A 20,438-nucleotide genomic window follows, 5' to 3' on the forward strand; every position below is an offset into this window, starting at 1 on the left:
ATCTGCCTCTCGCTTGAGTTCTGGTCTTGTCGGTGTCGATCAGTAAATCGGGAAACGCTCGCAAAGCGCGAAGATCTCGCGGCGCACGCGCTGTTCGGTCGCGTGGTCGCCTTCCGGGTTCGCGCGCAGCGCGTCGAACACTTCGAGGATCAGGCGGCCCACTTCGCGGAACTCCGCGACGCCGAAGCCGCGCGTCGTGCCGGCCGGCGTGCCGAGGCGGATGCCCGACGTGACGGTCGGCTTCTCGGTGTCGAACGGGATGCCGTTCTTGTTGCAGGTGATGCCCGCGCGCTCCAGCGCCTGTTCGACCGGCGCACCCTTCAGGCCCTTCGGGCGCAGGTCGACCAGCAGCAGGTGGTTGTCGGTGCCGCCCGTGACGAGATCGACGCCGCCGGCCTTCAGCACTTCGCCGAGCGCCTGCGCGTTCGCGAGCACGTTGTCGATATAGGTCTTGAAGTCCGCATGCAGCACTTCGCCGAACGCGACGGCCTTGCCGGCGATCACGTGCATCAGCGGGCCGCCCTGCAGGCCGGGGAACACCGCCGAGTTGATCTTCTTCGCGATGTCCTCGTCGTTGGTCAGCACGAAGCCGCCGCGCGGGCCGCGCAGCGTCTTGTGCGTGGTCGACGTGACGACGTGCGCGTGCTCGACCGGGTTCGCGTGGCGGCCCGCGGCGATCACGCCCGCAATGTGCGCCATGTCGACCATCAGCTGCGCGCCGACGCTGTCGGCGATCGCACGGAAGCGCGCGAAGTCGAGCGCGCGCGGGTACGCCGAGAAGCCGGCGATGATCAGGTTCGGCTTGTGCTCGTGCGCGAGCGCCTCGACCTGGTCGTAATCGATCAGCATCGTGTCGCGGTTCACGCCGTACTGAACGGCGTTGAACCACTTGCCCGACAGCGCCGGCTTCGCGCCGTGCGTCAGGTGGCCGCCCGCATCGAGCGACATGCCGAGCACCGTGTCGCCCGGCTTGGCCAGCGCGAGCATCACCGAGCCGTTCGCCTGCGCGCCCGAGTGCGGCTGCACGTTCGCATAACCGGCGTTGAAGATCTGCTTCACGCGTTCGATCGCGAGCGCCTCGACTTCGTCCGCGAATTCGCAGCCGCCGTAGTAGCGCTTGCCGGGATAGCCTTCCGCGTACTTGTTGGTCAGCACCGAGCCCTGCGCTTCGAGCACGGCGCGCGACACGATGTTTTCCGACGCGATCAGCTCGACCTGCGACTGCTGACGCTCGAGTTCCTTCAGGATGGCGCTGCGCACCGGCGCGTCGCGCTCGGCAAGGGTCTGCGAGAAGAAAGGCTGGGTGTTCGACATAGTGCGTCCGTGACGAAGAATAAGGGGCTGAAACCGAAGCTCAAGGCCCGCCCTGCCTGGGTTTCCTGCTTGCCCATTGCAAGACTGCCGACGGCTCTATTCTTGTCGTTCGGATTTTCGGCGGATTGATGAATTTAGACGCGTTCTTTGCCTTTTCCGCCATGCGCGTCCGTTTTATACAAGTGACCGATCGTGCTTTTTCGGATGGCCAATGAAATACGCGGAGCGCGTTTACCTATGAACAAGCACTCCGGCGGTGCCGCCGCCGCCCGGTGCAGGTGCACCTCGTCACGGGTTCGGTGCAGTGCAGCATGCGTTTGAGCCAGATCAACGAAAGCGGCTAGGGTTTCGCCGTATGGCACGCTTGTTGCACTCGCTCACACAATACTGCAGCCCGATTCGTGCCTCGGGCCTATAGCTATTAGAGATTCCAGGAAGCTCCCCATGTCGCCCGACCGCACAGCGTCGCTGTCCCACTTCGCGTTCATGCCTTTACCGAACTTCACGATGATCGCGTTCACCAATGCGATCGAGGTGCTTCGGATGGCGAACTACCTGAGCGGCCAGCCGCTCTACCGCTGGTCGGTGATCAGCCCGGACGGCGGCCCGATCACGGCGAGCAACGGGCTCGCGGTCGACACGGGACCGGCCGAATGCGTCGGGCAGCCCGACATCGTGTTCGTGTGCGGCGGCGTCGACGTGCAGCGTGCGACCACGCCCGCCCATCTGTCGGCACTGCGCCGCTTCGCGCGTTCGGGCATCCCGCTCGGCAGCCTGTGCACGGGCACCTATGCGCTCGCGAAGTCGGGGCTGCTCGCGGGCTACGCGTGCGCGATCCACTGGGAGAACATGTCGGCGCTGAAGGAAGAGTTTCCGGATACGCGCTTCCTGAAGGAACTGTTCGTGATCGACCGCGACCGCATCACGTGCACGGGCGGCGTCGCGCCGCTCGACATGATGCTGAACCTGATCGCCGCGCGCGTGGGCACCGCGCGCGTCACGCAGATCGCCGAGCAGTTCATCGTCGAACACGTGCGCGACACCAGCGCGCAGCAACGCATGCCGCTCGTCGCGCGCCTCGGCTCGGCGAACAAGTCGCTGTTCGAAGTGATCTCGCTGATGGAGAACAACATCGAGGAGCCGCTGTCGCGCGAGGAACTCGCGCGGCTCGCGAACATGTCGCAGCGGCAATTGCAGCGGCTGTTCCGCGAACATCTCGGGATGACGCCGACGCACTACTACCTGACGCTGCGGCTACGCCGCGCGCGCGAGCTGCTGCTGCAGACCGACATGTCGATCATGCACATCACGATGGCGTGCGGCTTCCAGTCGGCGTGCCACTTCAGCAAGAGCTATCGCGACTCGTTCGGCGTCGCGCCGACGAGGGAGCGCCGCAAGCAGGTCGCGCCGCTTTCGCAGGGTGCGGCGAGCGCCGCTCCGGCGTTTCCGGCGCATGTGCTGCATGCGTGAAACGCGCGTTGCACGGTAACAAATCATGCGGTCGTGAAGACTGATGCCGAGAGGTTGTAGAAGCGTGGTCGCAAACACTACGCAGAGGTGGTAATAGCTTTCGGCGCGATGCTTCTGAGCCACCTCACCTGACCGCATTACTGCTGCAGGACAATTCCCCGCCGTCCCGGTTCGCTCCCGTCACGAGAAGGCGTTCGCCGGGGATCCGGGCGGTGTCACGCCGAGCAGTACCACCCGTTCGAGCCTGTAATCTTCCCAGAGTAGAAACTCCGCGCCCATCACGTAATCTCGTCCACTCTCACCCAGCGCGACGATAGGCGCAGTCACGTCTGCGATGCATTCGCAGACCGCTTGGAGTCACCGCTTTTCGGCCGCCGAGTGCAATGCGAGCCGCGATTGAGTGAACAGGTTCACGACACCATCACGACCACGTTTCACGCGCCGTTGCCCGCGAATGCCCCGTCGATGCGGCGCAACGCACCCATTTCTCGGCCCTCGCAATCGCCGCCGATCCATTCCGCCGCGTACGCTGATTTTCGAATCTTCAATGCGTTTCATCGAGGATCTATAAATCAAGTTACATCCGCTTGTGGACGAGCAGCGTCGACAGCAAACGATCAGATCCGAGATTGCGGTGCACTTTCCCGCGCGGTTCGCGGACTTCAGCGCTCGATTGAGCGTTCACCACTCACCTCAGCATTGTCGGCCGTCAAGGCATTTACGTCCCAGTTGGATTCCTAATAAAAAATCATACTCGCCCCATATACAAACCAATCGTTACCGGCGACCTTCCATAGCTCGTCCATACATAAGATGTCCGAGCCTATGACAAAGAAAGAACACGCCGATTGTCCGTATTTTCTTCACTCTTCGATCCCGATCTACGCAATGGTGCAGCAGCTACACACCACGCAGATCCGTTCACCCGAGGCAACCGATCCGATATATAGCGGCAACATGCAAATGCTCTGCACTGGTGATCCTTTCATTTGCACGTACCTTTCGCCCCTTGACGCAGTCATGGGTTCCCGAGCACTCGTGCGCGGCGACGATCACTTTTGGCCGATCGATTTCCGGCAAGTCGATACCCATCGTTTTATGAAACAGCATGGCCGACTGTCGGTCGCCGTGAACTATGCCTATGGAGCGACCGAAGGTCGCTTGGTGGTTTCCGATGCAGGTCATCCGTTAATGACCTACACGTCTGCATCCTTCGATGTACCGGTCGAACATCGCGACCACTTCACTATCCGCTTCCCCGATAGCGTGGTCGAACGCATCGAAACAGCCTATCTACGGGCCGGACTATCCGGGTTCAGCGAGACGCTTGACGTAATGGATACGTGGACCGCTGATCAGATAGCCGATGCAGAGGCCGAAGCACTGGCACATATGCCATCGACCATCGCTGTTGAAGGCGCTGCGATCGATCAATTCGCGATCTATGACCCCGAGTCAGCCGATTGGGTCTTTACCAACTTCGATTGAGGAAACGATTATGAGCCGACGAGCAGTCAGGAACGGTGACCCGACGACAACGGGCGGCGTCGTCATCGCCGTTACGTCTACGATGTTCAATCACGGCAAACAGGTGGCCCTGGATGGCGACAAGGCAACATGCGGAAATTGCGAGGGGACATTCCCGATAGTGGGCGGTGCGCAGCGCATGATTCACCACGGCCGATGCGTTGCTCTCGAGGGTGACACCGTACTCTGTCCGTGCGGGCAAAACCGACTGATCGCGGGTAGCGACAGCACGATCTTCTACGAAGGCGACGGCGGCCATAATGCGGCGAACCCGTTCGCCGCCCGGTCGGCATACGCCCCCACGAGACACGCGCCTGGATCGGGCATCCATGACGATCAGTTCGTGATCCGCGACGTGCGGACAAAGCAGCCGTTAAGCAACGTGCGTTATTGGATAAAGGACCGATCCGGGACCGTGCTTGCGTCCGGCGTGAGTGATCGGCACGGTTGTACCGCGCGCGTGCAGACCGAATACGCGCAGACTTTGAAGCTTGTAATCGAGGATTGAGAAGATGGGGAACCAAACTACCGTTGCCGAGACAACGACAAACACCATCGCCGGATCGCAGAAATTCGCCGACGTTGACTTGCGGCCGATCTGCGAAAACATGACCGACTCGGAATTCCGCAAGATGTTTGCAGTGGCACAGGGGCGCGCGGTCGATCGATTGACGATTCGCATCGCGGATTTGAAAAAGTGGTCAAAGAACGACAAGGATCGCGTGTTCAAGTGGTTCGGTCGAGACGACGAGAGAACGCGAATGCACTTGCTCACTGGCTTAACGAAGGTGCTTGGCGTAGTTCGAGCATTCAACGAAAACAACGTCGTCCGCAGCGGCAGTGATGGTGATCTGGCGACGGGTTGCACGCCACATCCCCGCGGAACGGCCAATGAAGCCGCTCACGTGTGCGCGCCGGACACTGCGAAACATACGATCGCAATCAGCGTACGATTCTGCACGATGCGCCCGTGGTCTGCGAATGCGGATTCTCACGTATCAACTATCATTCACGAAGCAACCCATTTCCACGACACGATGTCGTCAACCGATGACGAATACACGATTACCCCGCTGCTCCCCGGTTGGGGGCAATCAAATCCTGACTTGGCAATCAACAACGCCGACAGCATCGCGGGGTACGTCGTTGACATTGACTAAATTACTAATTTCCTTCGCGCTCGCGTTGAGCTGCGCACATACGGCATTCGCGTGCGATGGTCCGTCGAACTTGCCCGGCTGGGATTTTGATGTTCGATTCGACAATGATTCGAGCGACCTCTCTATCGCCGAACTGGCGAAGCTGTCAGTGTGGTCAGCCGATATGCGCAATCGCTTTCCCATTGTCGATGTGGTCTCGGTTGTCGGTTTGGCTGAACCGACGGAGAGAGAGCCGGAAGCCCTTGCTCAACGACGTGCAGCGAATGTCAAGGACGCATTGGATCAATTTTCGGTTCGAGGCGAACGAAATTCCGTCATCGCGCGAATCTACAAATTGCCGTTTCCCGCCAGCGAGTTTGACGATACCGGGCGGCGCGTCGAGATCACGTTCGGTCCCGGGTGTCCTAATCACTGTTGCCCTAACCTAAACCCGATACCTAAGATGCACTGACGTTACACGACGCAATTACCGGCCCGCGCGAAGCGGGCCGTCTTCTTCCTGCCGTTCCAGCCTTCAACGATCACCGCAGCAATGCGTCGACACTATGCCGAGACCCTGAAGGCCGCTTCCGGCTCGTGCTTACGATCCCCACACCTGCATTTCGTAGAGCGAGTAACCCCACTGCGTCGCGCGCTGCGTGCCGAGCATCCGCACGTAACGACCGCTGCCGTTGAGATTCGGCAGCGTGACGTGGGTATATGAACCACCGTTGCTCGTCGAATAGATCGTCGTCCAGTTGACGTTGTCGTTCGACGTCTGGATCTGGTAGACGAGCGCGCCCGCATCCCAGTACAGATCGACGTGATCGATGTGCTTCACCGCGCCGAGATCCACGGAGATCCATTGCGAACCGACACCGGCGCCTTCCGGCGAATCCCAGCGCGTGCTCGCGGTGTTGCCGTCGAACGCCTTGTCGGGCGTGAGCGATGCGTTGTAGCTCGCCGACGCGGCAGCCGGACGCCCTTGCGACAGCAGCGTCGGCTGCGCGGCGGCCGGGCCGCCGTAATAGCTCGACCCGAGCTTGGCCTTCGTCGTATCGGCATTCACGCCGAACTGCGACAGGCTCCAGCGCTGGCCGGTCGTCACATCGCCGACGTAGAGCTGATAGCCGCCCGCCGTCGTCGACGAGAAGAACAGGTAATTCATTCCACTAACCGGCGCCGGGTCCGAGTTGTTGCTCACGCAGTCGTTGAGCGCCAATGCGTTCGGCGTCGACGCCGGGTCGGCGGTCTTCGAATAGATCTGGTCGGCCCCGCCGCTGTCTTTCCAGCGCGCGTAGAACACCATGCCGTCCGCACGCACGATCGGGTAGTACGTCTGCAGCCCGGCCGGACGATCGAACACGGCAGTCGCGCCGGTCGCGATCGTGCGCTTCATCAGCCCCATGTTCGAGCCGGTGCCGGTCGCGTAGTAGACGGCGCTCGCGTCCGGCGCGAGATACGGCATCGAGTATTCGGCGCCGGCCGGCGCGTTCGTCAGGCTCACGACCGACGTGAACGCGGGGCCCGCGCTCGTGTACGACAGCGTGGCCTGCTTGACGTCGCCGTTCTGCTTGAACACGAGCGTCTTGCCGTCCGCGCTGAATTTCGGGTCCTCGTTGCGCGTGGCGCCCGTGCTGTTCGTCATGTTGACGGGCGGCGTGCCGGCGCCGAGCTGCAGCATGAAGACGTTCCATGCGCCGTTGCTGATGCCCATGAACGCGAGCCACTTGCCGTCGGGGCTGAACACGCCGTTCATCGGATCGGTGATGCCCCACGTGCTCTTGCTCAGTTGCGTCAGCGTATGGGCCGAGAAATCGTAGAGGAACAGCTGGCTCGTGCCGTCGCCGTAATTGACGTAGCTGTGATAGACGAGCTTGCCGGTCAGCGCGGCGGGGAACGTCGCGTTCGGCTGGGCCGCGGGATTGCTGATGCAGGCCGCCGTGGCGGCGCCGCCGAACAGGCCGAGGGCGATACCGGCCACCAGGCCCGCGATGAGGGTCTTCGATTTCACGCTGCATGCTTCCGGGTAAGGTAAGGACGCCGCAGACAAGGTCCCGCGCGGAACGCGCGGGGCCACGGATCCGCCGTCGGGCAGCGTGAATTCCGTATCGGTCGGACATCGGGAACAAGACTTGCAGGAGCATGCCCGCTTGTCAGACGAAAGAAAAGGATCAGAGCCGTTCAAAAACATGCGGATCAGCGATTGGGGCGCGATTGCGCGCGACGGGTGCCGTGCTACTCTTTTTTCAGCAAGGCCCCGAGCGGCCGGAGGGCTGGCATGAAGCGATATGCGACGCTGGCACAGACGATCGCCGATGCGATCCGGCGCGGCGACCTGGCGGCCGGCGCGCGCATCCCCACCGTGCGCGCCGCATGCCGCGCGTATCGCGTGAGCCCGTCCACCGTATTTCGCGCGTACTACGCGCTCGAAAGCGAGGGTCTGATCGTCGCGCGTGCGCGGTCCGGTTATTTCGTTGCGAACCTGGAAGACAAGCACGTACGGGGCGGCCACAATCCGCCGCGCAAGCCGGCCGCTGCGCAAACCGGCGACGACGATCCGCTGTTCCGCCTGCTCGAATCCCTGAAGTGCGAGGACATCGTCCCGCTCGGCTCGGCATTCGCCAGCTATTCGCTGTTTCCGATGAGCAGCCTGTGGCGCTACGTGGCGTCGGCGGCCCGCAGCATGGACGGCACGAAACTGCTGTCCGGATTGCCGCCCGGCAACGACGCGCTGCGTCGCGAAATCGCGTTGCGCTACCTGAGCGCGGGCGCGGCATTGCCGATGGACGAGATCGTCATCACGACCGGCGCGCTCGAAGCGCTGACGCTCAGCCTGCAGGCGCTGACGCGCCCCGGCGACATCGTCGCGATCGAACGACCGGCGTTCCATGCGGTGCTGCAGGCCGTGCAGCGCCAGCATCTGAAGGCCGTCGAGATCCCGGTCGACCCGCGCACCGGCCTCGACCTCGACGCGCTCGCCGAGGCGCTCGACACGCACCCGGTGCGCGCCTGCTGGTTCATGACGTCGTTCCACAACCCGACCGGCGCGACGTTGACCGACGAGCGCAAGCGCGCGCTGATCGACCTGCTCGCATCGCGCGGCGTGCCGCTGATCGAGGACGACGTGTACGGCGAACTGCATTTCGGATCGGCGCCCACGCGCCCCGCGAAACTGTATGACGACAGCGGGCTCGTCCTGCATTGCGGTTCGTTCTCGAAATGCCTCGCGCCCGGATTCCGGATCGGCTGGGTCGCGGCCGGACGCTACGTGCGACAGATCCGGCAGGCGAAAGACGCGAGCGCGCCGTCGGCCGACGTGCCCGCGCAGATGGCGATCTCGAGCTACCTGCGCGACGGCGCGTACGACCGCTTCCTGCGGAAACTGCGGCGCAATCTCGCCGCGCACCAGGCGCAGATGCTCGCCGCCGTTCGCGCGTATTTTCCGGCCGGCACCGAAGTGTTCGCGCCACGCGGCGGGTATTTCCTGTGGATCGAACTGCCGCCGCGCGTGGATGCGATGCACCTGTTCGGCGACGCGATGGAAAGCGGCGTCAGCATCGCGCCGGGGCCGATCTTTTCCGCGACCGGCGGATTCCGCCGTTATCTGCGGCTCAACTACGGCCGGCCGTGGACGCCGGCAGTCGAGCTCGCGATGGAAACCATCGGGACGCTCGCGGCCCGGCAGCAGCACGACGGTTAGCGCGGATCGTACGGATCGCGACGACCGACATGCGCCTTGCGTTTCGCACGCGAGCGACAAAGAATGAAGCGGAGGGCAGCCGCGGACGAACGTGTTCAACGCGTCCGATGTTATGGAGAATCACATGAGCACCGCATGCGAACGACAGTCGACGACGCACGCTCCGCCGGCTGATGGCGCGCGTGGATCGCTTGCCGCGTACGAGAAAAACACGCTCGTCGGCGACCCTTCGTCTCGTTAACGACACCTGCCGCTTCGAACCATGCGAGTCCTGCCCAACCGGAACGTCCGCGCGCGCGATGCCTGGCGCGCCGTGCTGAACACGCGCGCCGAATCGCGGCATACCGCTTGCTGCCGCTGCAGGGCATGCGGCTTCGTGGCGTTTCGCGCACTCGAGCACTGCCCCGTCTGCGGCCGGTGGAATTGGCCGTTCGATCCGATTCACCGCGCATCGGACGACGCGCACGCCACACGTGCGCCACGGTCCTTCCACACGTGGTCGTCACGCGTCGCGCGTACGCTGCGCAACGCGGCCTTCCGGCGGCCTCACGCATCGAGCGCACCGATCCTGAGCATCCTGACGCTCATGCTGCTGGTCGGTGGCTACGTGACGGCCGACCGGACGTGCAAGGCCGATCCCGTTTGTCGCGGCCCCGACACGCCTGCCGCGTCGGCGGCCGAGTCCGGCCTGCTTGCATCGACCGATCCGGCGCTGCCGGTGTTGCCGGTGCCCGTCTATCCGTTTCATTCGACTGACGGAACGCAACTGGCGGCCAATCCACAACGCGACGGCCCAAGCGCCGGCGAACCCGCAAACCGGATGCCGGTTGCGCAGGCCGCACCGTCGATTCGCGAGCCTGGCCGGACCCACACCAGGGCAGTTCGCGTGACGGACTGGCGACGCAGTCGCGATGCCGCGCATCGCTCGCATGCGATCCGCCGCGTGGGCCTGCACACCGACCACGGCCACAGCCACGCGCGGCGCAATGCATCCGACAAAGCCGATATCGCGAAGCTCTATGCCGGCCACTGAGCGCGTGATCCTGTCGTTCGCGCCCACAGCAAAAACGGGCGGCCCGTTTCCGGAGCCGCCCGTTTCGCGTTACGCGTGTCGAACGCTAGCGCATCAGGCCGCCAGCAACCCGTGCGGGTCGATGACGAATTTGCGCGGCGCGCCGCCGTCGAACTTCTTGTAGCCTTCCGGCGCCTGGTCGAGCGAGATCACCTCGACGTTGACGATCTTCGCGATCGGCAGGCGGTCGAACAGGATCGCCTGCATCAGGTTGCGGTTGTACTTCAGCACCGGCGTCTGGCCCGTGAAGAACGAATGCGACTTCGCCCAGCCGAGGCCGAAACGGATGCTCAGGCTGCCGTGCTGCGCGGCCTTGTCCTTCGCGCCCGGATCGTCGGTCACGTACAGACCCGGAATGCCGATCGCGCCGGCCGGCCGCGTGATTTCCATCAGCGAGTTCAGCACCGTTGCGGGCGCTTCCTCCGAGTGGCCCGACGAACCGTGGCCGTGCGCCTCGAAGCCGACGCAGTCGACCGCGCAATCGATCTCGGGCACGCCGAGAATCTGCTCGATCTGTTCGCCGAGCGACGCGTCCTTCGACAGGTCGACCGTCTCGAAGCCCATCGCCCTTGCGTGCGCGAGGCGCTCGGCGTTCATGTCGCCGACGATCGTCACGGCCGCGCCGAGCAGGCGCGCCGACGCGGCCGCCGCCATCCCGACCGGGCCCGCGCCCGCGATATAGACCGTCGAGCCCGGCTTCACGCCCGCGCTCACCGCGCCGTGATAGCCGGTCGGCAAGATGTCGGACAGGCAGGTCAGATCGCGAATCTTCGCCATCGCCTGATCGCGGTCGGGGAATTTCAGCAGGTTGAAATCGGCATACGGCACGAGCACGTATTCGGCCTGGCCGCCGATCCAGCCGCCCATGTCGACATAGCCGTATGCACCGCCGGCACGCGACGGGTTCACGTTCAGGCACACGCCCGTATGCGTGTCCTTGCACATCGCGCAGCGGCCGCACGCGACGTTGAACGGCACCGACACGAGATCGCCGATCTTCAGCGTCTCGACGTCGCGGCCCACCTCGACCACTTCGCCCGTGATCTCGTGACCGAGCACGAGGCCGACCGGTGCGGTCGTGCGGCCGCGCACCATGTGCTGGTCGGAACCGCAGATGTTCGTGCTGACCACTTTCAGAATCACGCCGTGGCCGATCGCGCGGCCGCTCGGATCGACCATCTTCGGATAATCGATGCTCTGGACTTCGACCTGGCCCGGTCCAAGATAGACGACACCTCGATTGCTGCTCATCGTATTGTCTCCATGTCTCGTTGGATGGCGCGGCGGCGCGCCGGCCAATGCGGCGCACACGCAACGTGCTGTTCGAGAGTAGTCCCGGAGGCAGGGGCGTCGATGTCTCAAACGCGACATGTGTTTGAACGGCGCCGACATCGATGGCGGAAATACGAAAGTCGGGCGGGAAACGACTGGAAGGCAGGGGGCGGCCGGACATGGCGGGGGCCGGACCGCCCTTGGGCGACCGCCGCGCCCTTTTTTCGGCAGGCGTTACCCGCCCTGATTCTCGCGGATGATCGCCGCAGCGGCCGCTTCCGCCTCACTCGCCACCCCGTCGTGCACGCGCGTGCTGACGGCCGGCGTCGGCGGCTCGCTGTCGAGCGCATGGCCATTGCGGTCGCGCGTGTCGACCGTCGCACGCATCGACAGCCCGACGCGCAGCGGATGCGCGGCGAGATCGCGCGGATCGATCGCGATCACGACCGGCACGCGCTGCACGACCTTGATCCAGTTGCCGGCCGCGTTCTGCGACGGCAGCATCGAGAATGCACTGCCCGTGCCCGCCGAGAAGCCCTGCACGTGGCCGCGATAGGCAACGCGCGTGCCATAGAGGTCCGACACGACCTCGACCGGCTGCCCGACGCGCATGTGGCGAATCTGCCCTTCCTTGAAATTCGCGTCGATCCACAGCCGGTTCAACTGCACGACCGACATCAGCGGCACGCCGGGTCCGACCTGCTGGCCGACCTGCACCGAGCGTTGTCCGATCGTGCCGTCGACGGGCGCGACGATCGTCGTGCGCTTCAGGTTCCGGTACGCGAGCTTGAACTGCGCGGCTGCCTGCACGACGGCCGGGCTTTCGTCGATCGGCAGCTTGCTGCCGAGCGCGCGCGCGGCATCGAGCTGCGCCTGCGCGGCCGCGAAATTCGCCTGCGCGCCGGCCACCGCCGCGCGCGCACGCGCCAGTTCCTCGGGCGCGACGATCTCGACCGATGCGCCCGAGCGCGCGACCAGCGCGCGCTGCGCGAGCGACAGGTCGGCGCGCCGCGCGTTCACGGCCTCGACGTACATCGTGTTCGAGATCTTCGCGTTCGCGACCTGCCGCACGGCCTGCGCGAGCTGCGCCTTCGCCTGCGCGAACGCGACGGACGCCTCGGTGTCGTCGAGCCGCACGAGCGTCTGCCCGGCGCGCACGGCCTGCGTATCGGCAACCAGCACGTCGGTCACGGCGCCCGGAATCTGCGCGGCGACCTGCACGATGCTGCCCGCGACATACGCGTCGTCGGTGTCTTCGTAATAGCGGTCGCTCAACAGCCAGTACGCGATCCACGCGAGCGCGGCCAGCAGCACGGCCGCGAAGAACACCGTGAAGCGCTTGCGGCGCGTCGCGCGGCGCGCATCGAGTGCCGGGGCGTTCAGCGCGGCCGGCGGTGCGGCGGTATGAAGGTTGTCGTGGTGCATCAGTCGCTTTGCGTAACGATCAGACGATCGTGCTGGAAGACGGGGATCACCGGTGTGACCGACGGGCCCGGCACCGGGCTCGCCGATGCCGTGCGCGCGAGAACGAGCGTACCGCGAGGCGTCGCGCCGGGGTTGGTCGCACCGACCGTCGACGGACGCGCCGCGTCGACGGTCGGTGCGGGTGCCGGGGCGGCACTCGCCGTGCCGGTAGCCGGCGGCACTGCCACACTCCCCGCGCGTGCGTCGTTCGACGTACCCGCCGACCGGTGCGCGGTCGCAGCCGCGCCAACGGCCGCCGCAGTCGCCGCACCCCGCCTTGCCGCCCCGCTGCGCGCCTGATGCACGGCCGGTGCCTGCGCAACCGTTGCGCCCGCATCGAACCCGCCGCCGAGCGCGCCGATCAACCCGACGCGCAGCGTCCGCTGCCGGCCGAGCAGCGCGATCATCTGCGCGCGCTCGTCGATCAACGTGAGATCCGCGACATCGACATCCTTCTGCATCAGCACGCCGCGCCGGTGGCGGTCGGCCGCGATCTGAACGATCTTCTGCGCGGCGGCCACCGCGTCCTGCTGCTGCGTGACGAGCGTCTGCGAAGTTTGCAGCGACGTGACGAGCTGCGCGACCTGCCCGAGCGCATCGTCGACGGTCTTGTTGTACAACCCGATCGCGACGTCGGCCTGCGCGACATCCGCGCCGAGCTTCGCCTTCAACCGGCCGCGGTCGAAGATCGGCAGTGAGATCGCCGGGCCGACGGAGCCTGCGAGCGAGTCGCGCGAGAACAGCGATGCGGGTGTCAGCGCGAACACGCCGCCGAGCGCGACGAGGTTCACGTCCGGATAGAACTGCGCGCGCGTCGAATCGGCGTTCGCGAACGCGGCTTCGACGCGCAGCCGCGCGGCGACGATGTCGGGCCGACGGCCGAGCAGATCGGCCGGCAGCCGCGCGGGCATCGCGCCGCCCGCGAACGCGCCGACGCGCGGCCGCTGCAGCGCGAGCCCGCGCTCGGGGCCGCGGCCCGACAGCACGCCGAGCTGCAGTTGCGCGAGCTTGATCTGCTCGTCGTTCAACGCGATCTGTTCGAGCAGGCGGGTGCGCTTGATCGATGCGTCGCTCGCGTCGTACGCGTTGTCGAGGCCGCGCGCGGTACGTTCGCGCAGCACGGCCGTCACGCGCTGGCTGATCTTCAGCTTCTGCTGCAGCAGGTCGCGCACTGCGTACGTCTGGTCGAGCTGGCAGTACACGGTGACGATCGCGACGGCGAGCGTGAGCCGCACCTGTTCGGCCTCGACACCGGCCGCGTCGCGCAGCGACATCAGGCTCTTCGTTGCCGCACGGTTCTTCCCCCACAGGTCGAGCTGGTAGTTCAGACCGACGAACACCGACGACGGCGATACGTTCGGATCGCCGAATATCTCGACCGGCACGCGATAGCCGCCGGCCGTCACGTCGGCGATGTCGCCGGGCTTCGGCATCCGCGCGCGGCTGACCGTAGCGCCGGCGGTGCCCGTCAGCCCGGTCAGCGAATCGAACTGCTGAAGCTGCGCCTGCGCGATCCGCAGCCGCGCCTGCGCGACCTGCAGATCGGGGTTGTTCTGCGATGCTTCCGTCACCAGTTCGTCGAGCTGCGGATCCTGCAACTGCTTCACCCAGTCGAGCGCGGGCCACGCGCCGTTCGCGCCGGGGCCGGCCGTGTGCGCGAGCGCATCGCCGGCCGGCGCGCGCAGCGACAGCGACGGCAGGAAGCCCGACGGCACGCATCCGCCCAATGCCAGCAACACGGCCGCCGCCGCGATCATCGAGCCGCGTTGCACGTCACACGCCAGACCCGCCGCCTTTTTCATACGCCTCATCGCGCCCTCACCCTTGCCGAATGCGCTGCGCGCGCAACGAGCCGCGGCCGCGTGCGTTCGAGCGGGCCGAGCCGGCCGAACAGGCCATCGGCGACACCGAACAGGATGCCGGCGAGCTTCGCGCGCTTGTCGCGCTCGACGAGCGCGATCTGCACGACCTGCCACACGGTCAGCAGGTTCGGCACGATCGCCACCGGAAAGCGCAGCCCGTACTGCATCCCGAGCTGCACCGCATTGCGCGCGCTGTAGTAGCGCCGTTGCCACGAGTGATTCATCGACGTCATTTCAAAAGGGCCGATCGCGTGACGCTCCTTCGCGCCGATCCGGTGCGGCAGCACCAGCGACGGCACGACGTAAAGCGGCACGTTGCGCGCTAGCGCGCGGAAGCTGTATTCGGTGTCGACATGATCGATGAACAGCGTCTCGTCGAACCGGCCGAGCATGTCGAACGCGTCGCGCGATACGACGCAGCCGGACGAGATCAGGAACGCGCAGCGCTGCAGCGGTGCGCCCGGCTCGATGCGCAGGCGGCGCAGCCCGATCCCGTCGGTCGAGAGTTCGGGCAGGAAGCTGCGCGCGTTCTCGTCGAAGATCCGCGGGCCGGCCAGGAACGCACGCCCCGCGAGCCCCGCGCAGACATCGCGCATCGCCGGGAAATACGCGGCCGGCACCGTCGAATCCTGGTCGAACAGCGCGACCGCATCGATGCGGTCGCGAAACAGCGCCGCGAGCCCCGCGTTGTACGCGCCCGCGATCCCGCCGCGGTTGCCGTGATGCAGCAGCGCGATACCTTCGCGCGCGCACAGCTCGCGCGCCCGCGCATCGGGCTGCGGCGTGTTGTCGACGACGAGCAATGCGTCGCACATATGCCGCCACGCGCCAAGCGCGTCGAGCTGCGCGTCGCTCGGGTGATACAGGATCATGAGTGCGCCGAGTGTCGTCATGTTCGTCTCCTCAATGCCCGAAGGACGCCGCCGCGCCGCGCTTCGGCCGCGTCAGCCACATCATCGCGGCGAGCACGAGGCAGGTCATGCTCGCCATCCAGAACATGTCGTTCGTCGCCATCATGTACGCCTGTTGCATCACGACCTGGTGCAGCGTCGTCAGCTCGCGCACGCCGTCCACGCCCATCGCGTTCAGCGTGTGCACGAAGCGCTGCGTGTTCGCCGACGCATGCGTGACGGATTGCGACACGACGTCGTAGTGATAGGTCGCGCGGTTGTCCCACAGCGTCACGCTCATCGCGGTGCCGAACGCAGCCGACAGCGTGCGCAGGAAATTCGACAGGCTCGACGCGGCGGCGAGCCGGTCGTCCGGAATCCGCGACAGCGTCGCGGCGGTCAGCGGAATGAAGAAGCACGGCAGCCCGATCCCCTGGATCAGCCCCGGCGCGGCGATCTGCGCGAACGTCATCTTCAGTGTGAAATGCGCGTCCCACGCGAGCACGGCCGCGAACACGAGGAAGCCGAACGTCGCGAGCACGCGCGCGTCGAAGCGGTGTGCATGCAGCCCGACGAGGATCGAGAACACGAGCGCGAGCACGCCGAGCGATGCCGTGGCGAGCCCTGCGTGAAATGCGTTGTAGCCCATCACGGCCTGCATCCACAGCGGGAACACGACGCCGACCACCGAGAAGCTCATCATCCCGAGCGAGATGATCAGCACGCAGAACGAGAATGTGCGGTCGCGAAACAGGCCGAGATCGACAACGGGGTGCGCTTCGCCCGCCTCCCAGATCAGCAGAGACACGATCGCGAGCGCCGCGACCACCGCGAGGGTGACGATCAGCGGCGAATCGAACCAGCCGCGATCGTGGCCGAGATCGAGCATCGCCTGCAGCGAACCGACGCCGATCACGAGCAGCACGATGCCGGGCACGTCGATCGGGCCGGCCGCGCCGCGCTGCGCGTCGGGGCGCAGCATCGCGGTGCAGACCGCGAACGAGAACAGCCCGATCGGCAAATTGATCAGGAAGATCCACGGCCACGAGAAGTTGTCGACGATCCAGCCGCCGACCACCGGCCCGAAGATCGGCGCGAGCAGCACCGTCATCGCCCACAGCGCGAGCGCGATCGTGCGCTTGTCCGGCGGGAACGTGCGCAGCAGGATCGTCTGCGACAGCGGCACCATCGGCCCCGAGCACAGCCCTTGCAGCGCGCGGCAGATCACCAGCACGTGCAGGTCGCGCGCGAGCCCGCACAGCAGCGACGTCAGCGTGAACAGCAGCACCGCGCCGACGAACAGCCGCAATTCGCCGACGCGGCGCGCGAGCCAGCCTGTCAGCGGCACCGCGATCGCGGCCGCGACCGAATACGAGCTGATCACCCACGTGCCCTGGCTGTTCGATACGCCGAGACTGCCGGAGATCGCCGGCACCGCGACGTTCGTCACGGTCGAGTCGAGCACCTCGATGAAGGTCGCGAGCGACAGCGCGAAGGTCAGCAGCGCGAGCCGGATGCCGCGCACCGGCTGCGCGGCCGACGCGGGGGCCGGGGCCGGGGCCGGCGCATCGAACGCGGGCGGCGCGACGGGCGCATCGTGAAGCGGCGACGCGGTGCTCATGCGCCGGCCACCGCGACATCGGCCGGCACGATCGCCCGCCTGCGCATCGGCGCGAACCGTTCGATGAAATCGGCAGCCACGCCGCAGCCGTCCGGCGCGGCGGCGAGCAGCGCACGCGCGCGCTCCGCATGCACCGCGAATGCCGGTTCGTCGAGCACGTGCGCCAGCGCCGCGCCGAGACGCGCACCATCGACCGGGCCGTCGATACGCACGCCGCAGCCGCTCGCCGCGACGCGTTGCGCGTTGTCGAACTGGTCGTGCGCGAACGGCGTCACGACCTGCACGATCCCGGCCTCGTATGCGAGCGCCGCGGTGCCGATCCCGCCGTGATGCACGAGCGCGCGGCAACGCGGCAGCAGCGTGCGCATCGGCACGAAGCGGCGCACGAGCAGCCGGTTGCCGTCCGGCGCCGCATCGTGCGGCGTCAGCAGGACCCCGCGCGCGCCGGTCGCGCGCAACGCGTCCGCCACCGCGCGCGCATACGCCGCGTGATCGACGAGCGTCGAGCCGGCCGTGAACACGACCGGTGGTTCACCGGCCGCGAGAAACGCATCGAGTTCCACATCTTCGTCAGGCACCGCGATATCGTTGAACAACGGAAAGCCGCTTTGCAGATGATTCGCCGGCCAGTCGGGCTGCGGCGGCGCGAACCAGCCGGGGAACAGGCACAGCACGCCGTCGGTCGAATGCAGCCAGCGGCCGAGCACGCGCCGCGCGGGTGCGAGCCCGAGTTCGCGGCGCACCGTGTCGAGCGCGGGGCCGCATACGCGGTCGAGCACCTGCCGCTCGATCAGCGTCATCAGCGCCGACTTCACCGGCAGCGGCCAGCGCGCGGGAATCGTCAGGCGCGGGTGCGTCGGCGGCGCATGCGCGGACAGCAGCGTCGACGGCGACACCTGCACCGACACGTACGGCGTGCCGTGCAGCTCCTGCATGAAACGCGCGGAGAACGCCCACAGCGTGCCGACGAGCACCGTATCGTCATCGGCCAGCGCATGCAGCTCGTCGTAATGCGGGCGCAGCATCGGCGCGATCACCTGCCACAGCGTGCGGAACGACGTGCGCGGGTCCCACAGCGCGGGGTTCGCCATCGCGGCCTCGTATTCGGCCGCGGTGCCGACCGGCACGAATGCGAAACCGCAACGGCGCACGGCTGCCTCGAACGGCGCGTGCGTGCAGAACACGACGGCGTGACCGCGCGCCGCGAGCGTGCGCGCGACGCCGAGCAACGGATGCACGTCGCCCGCCGAGCCGATCGCGGTCACGATCATCTTCGCCATCGCGCGCCTCGCGGGAATCAGTAGAAGCCGGGAATCAGCGCCGAGACCTCGCGGCGATACTGCGTGTACGCCGGCCCGAAATACCCGGTCAGCCAGCTCTCCTCGACACGCACCTTGTACGCGAGCGACGCGAACACGAGCAGCACGCCGATCGCGCCGCGCCATTCGCCGCCGATCAGCGCGGCGCCGGCGAGCGCGAGCAGGCAGCCCGTGTAGATCGGGTGACGCACGAGCGCGTACGGCCCCGTGCGCACGAGTTCGTGGTCTTCCTTCAGCGTGACCGACACGCTCCAGTTCGTGCCGAGATGCAGCCGCGCCCACACCGAGAACAGCAGGCCCGCGACCAGCACCGCGAGCCCGCACTGCGCCTGCAGGCCGAAGCGTTGCCAGTCGGGCACGAGCGCCTGCCACGACGGATCGGGCAGGATGATCAGCGCGCCGCCGACGATCAGCGGAATCGACTGCAGCGTGCGCGAGCGCGACGCTTCCTTGCGCACGGTCGTCTTCACGCCCTGCGACGTGGCGATCCAGTACGCGAGCCATGCGGCCCAGGGAACGACGATGGCGATGGTCTGAACGATATTCACGGCTGGCCTGCCTCATTGGGATGGGAATTCGGATGCGCGGGCCGGGCCCGCGGCACGACGTGCGGCGTCACGACGACAGCGCGTGCATCGGCGCTGGCACGCACGCATGCGCGGCGGCGCGCGCCATGCCGGCCGCGACCGGCGCCCCGTCGCAGAAGAAATCGAGCAGCGCCGAGCGCGTGTATTCGCGCTGCGCGCGGCCTTCGATGTCGAGGAAATGGCCGGCGTCCGGCACCGTCGCGAACCGCGCGCGCGACACGTGCGCGCCGAGCTGGCGAACGTCGGCCGGCGTCGTGTATTCGTCGCGCTCGCCGTTCAGGAACAGCAGTTCGCAGCCGATGTTCGAGAACTCGCTGAAGTAGCGCTCGGGCTGCAATGACAGGATCTGGTCGACGTGGAACGCGACCTGGTCCTGCTCGTCGCGCGGCAGGCGCGTGAGATACCGGTAGTTGTACAGCTTCATGATGCGCGGCAGGTAGCGGCCGACGGTGTCGTTCAGCAACTGCGCGGCCTTCAGGTTCTCGCCGGCCGCGATGTGATCGCGTGCGCGCGTCACGTAGTCGATCATCGCGTCGTTCAGGAACGGCGAGAACGAGCAGATCGCCGCGCGCCGCACGCTCGGGCAGCCGCGCGCGAGCGCGAACAGCGATGCGACGCCGCCCCACGACACCGACACGAGGAACGCCGGCGCGAAGCGCTCGACCAGATGCTGGAGGATCGCGGCTTCGTCGTCCTTGGTCAGGATGAAGCAGCCCGGGTTGTGCTGGCGCGACTGCCCCGCGTACGGCAGGTCGAAGCAGATCGTGTTCATCCGCTCGCCCAGATACTGGACGGTCTGCCCGAACGACGCGGTCGTCGCGAGCGCGCCGTTGACGAGCATCGCCGTGTCGAACGCCGGGTCGAACACGTTCCGTTCGACGTAGACCTTCAGACCATTCGGCAGCGGGACCACGTGTTTTTCGGTCGGCATCGTCGTTCTCCGGTGGATGCGGCGTCTCGACGTCGCGGCATGCTGCAGGTGCGCAATGGCTGGCGCCGGCCCTGCGCGCGACCTGTCGCCGCGCCCATTGCCGACGCACCGCGGCAAATGCCGGCGGCGCCCATTCATTCCTCGTGGTGCGGCGCCATACTAATACGGACAATATTACTGACTCAAGTCACTCCAACGATTCCCTCTACTCGACCCGGGAATACGCCCGATTCAAATTCTTTTATCATTTTTTATGGTAAACGCGAT

The 20,438-nt window shown here is 66.2% G+C and carries 17 protein-coding genes; 7 read left to right on the plus strand and 10 right to left on the minus strand.

The features are described 5' to 3' along the window. Positions 1-39: 39 nt before the first annotated feature. Positions 40-1,314, minus strand: coding sequence for a serine hydroxymethyltransferase (locus GD429_RS17245; protein WP_152858191.1), 1,275 nt, complete (start codon positions 1,312-1,314; stop codon positions 40-42). Positions 1,315-1,758: 444 nt separating this feature from the next. Between GD429_RS17245 and GD429_RS17250 the strand changes: the two genes are divergently transcribed. The 5 genes from GD429_RS17250 (at position 1,759) to GD429_RS17270 (ending at position 5,922) form a co-directional block, all read left to right on the plus strand. Continuing rightward, positions 1,759-2,784 carry a GlxA family transcriptional regulator gene (locus tag GD429_RS17250; RefSeq protein ID WP_152858193.1) on the plus strand — a complete coding sequence of 342 codons (1,026 nt, stop codon included), beginning with the start codon at positions 1,759-1,761 and terminating at the stop codon, positions 2,782-2,784. A gap of 825 nt (positions 2,785-3,609) precedes the next feature. After that, the gene (locus tag GD429_RS17255) at positions 3,610-4,272 is read left to right on the plus strand and encodes a hypothetical protein (RefSeq protein ID WP_227791670.1); all 663 of its coding nucleotides are present in this window, start codon (positions 3,610-3,612) and stop codon (positions 4,270-4,272) included. Positions 4,273-4,282: 10 nt separating this feature from the next. Next, the gene (locus GD429_RS17260; RefSeq protein WP_152858197.1) at positions 4,283-4,819 is read left to right on the plus strand and encodes a PAAR domain-containing protein; all 537 of its coding nucleotides are present in this window, start codon (positions 4,283-4,285) and stop codon (positions 4,817-4,819) included. 4 nt (positions 4,820-4,823) lie between these two features. Further along, positions 4,824-5,471 (plus strand): M35 family metallo-endopeptidase, encoded by a 648-nt coding sequence (locus tag GD429_RS17265; RefSeq protein ID WP_152858199.1) that lies wholly within the window; start codon positions 4,824-4,826, stop codon positions 5,469-5,471. After that, a complete protein-coding gene (locus GD429_RS17270) occupies positions 5,458-5,922 on the plus strand; it encodes a hypothetical protein (RefSeq protein WP_227791671.1) in 465 nt (154 codons plus the stop codon). The genes GD429_RS17265 and GD429_RS17270 overlap by 14 nt, the downstream gene beginning before the upstream one ends. Positions 5,923-6,051: 129 nt before the next feature. On the opposite strand, the gene GD429_RS17275 is transcribed toward GD429_RS17270, so the two are convergent. Continuing rightward, a complete protein-coding gene (locus GD429_RS17275; protein ID WP_321574669.1) occupies positions 6,052-7,464 on the minus strand; it encodes a discoidin domain-containing protein in 1,413 nt (470 codons plus the stop codon). Positions 7,465-7,731: 267 nt separating this feature from the next. Here GD429_RS17275 and GD429_RS17280 point away from each other — a divergent pair, with 267 nt between their 5' ends. Then, entirely contained in the window at positions 7,732-9,153 is a 1,422-nt protein-coding gene (locus GD429_RS17280; protein WP_152858201.1) for a PLP-dependent aminotransferase family protein, read from the plus strand. Between the two features lie 262 nt (positions 9,154-9,415). Then, complete coding sequence (locus GD429_RS17285) at positions 9,416-10,186, plus strand: hypothetical protein (protein ID WP_152858203.1); 771 nt, start codon at positions 9,416-9,418, stop codon at positions 10,184-10,186. Between the two features lie 93 nt (positions 10,187-10,279). Here GD429_RS17285 and fdhA read toward each other — a convergent pair whose 3' ends face one another. The 8 genes from fdhA to GD429_RS17330 all read right to left on the minus strand — a co-directional run bounded on the left by fdhA (position 10,280) and on the right by GD429_RS17330 (position 20,171). Beyond that, entirely contained in the window at positions 10,280-11,476 is a 1,197-nt protein-coding gene (gene fdhA / locus GD429_RS17290) for a formaldehyde dehydrogenase, glutathione-independent (protein ID WP_129515652.1), read from the minus strand. A gap of 255 nt (positions 11,477-11,731) precedes the next feature. After that, a complete protein-coding gene (locus GD429_RS17300; RefSeq protein ID WP_152858205.1) occupies positions 11,732-12,922 on the minus strand; it encodes an efflux RND transporter periplasmic adaptor subunit in 1,191 nt (396 codons plus the stop codon). Then, positions 12,922-14,772, minus strand: coding sequence for an efflux transporter outer membrane subunit (locus GD429_RS17305; protein ID WP_193727123.1), 1,851 nt, complete (start codon positions 14,770-14,772; stop codon positions 12,922-12,924). Before GD429_RS17305 ends, GD429_RS17300 begins: the two co-directional genes overlap by 1 nt. Further along, a complete protein-coding gene (locus GD429_RS17310; protein WP_152858209.1) occupies positions 14,769-15,716 on the minus strand; it encodes a glycosyltransferase family 2 protein in 948 nt (315 codons plus the stop codon). Before GD429_RS17310 ends, GD429_RS17305 begins: the two co-directional genes overlap by 4 nt. Before the next feature lie 10 nt (positions 15,717-15,726). Further along, on the minus strand, positions 15,727-17,334 hold the full coding sequence (locus GD429_RS17315) for a DHA2 family efflux MFS transporter permease subunit (RefSeq protein WP_152858211.1): 1,608 nt from the start codon (positions 17,332-17,334) through the stop codon (positions 15,727-15,729). After that, the gene (locus GD429_RS17320) at positions 17,331-18,614 is read right to left on the minus strand and encodes a glycosyltransferase (protein ID WP_152858213.1); all 1,284 of its coding nucleotides are present in this window, start codon (positions 18,612-18,614) and stop codon (positions 17,331-17,333) included. The genes GD429_RS17315 and GD429_RS17320 overlap by 4 nt, the downstream gene beginning before the upstream one ends. Before the next feature lie 17 nt (positions 18,615-18,631). Then, positions 18,632-19,201: a methyltransferase family protein gene (locus tag GD429_RS17325; protein ID WP_175918506.1), complete on the minus strand. Its 570-nt coding sequence runs from the start codon at positions 19,199-19,201 to the stop codon at positions 18,632-18,634. Positions 19,202-19,268: 67 nt separating this feature from the next. Continuing rightward, on the minus strand, positions 19,269-20,171 hold the full coding sequence (locus GD429_RS17330) for an alpha/beta fold hydrolase (protein WP_152858215.1): 903 nt from the start codon (positions 20,169-20,171) through the stop codon (positions 19,269-19,271). Positions 20,172-20,438 lie beyond the last annotated feature (267 nt).

The organism is Burkholderia sp. BE17 (assembly GCF_009362305.1).
Lineage (GTDB): Bacteria > Pseudomonadota > Gammaproteobacteria > Burkholderiales > Burkholderiaceae > Burkholderia > Burkholderia pyrrocinia_C.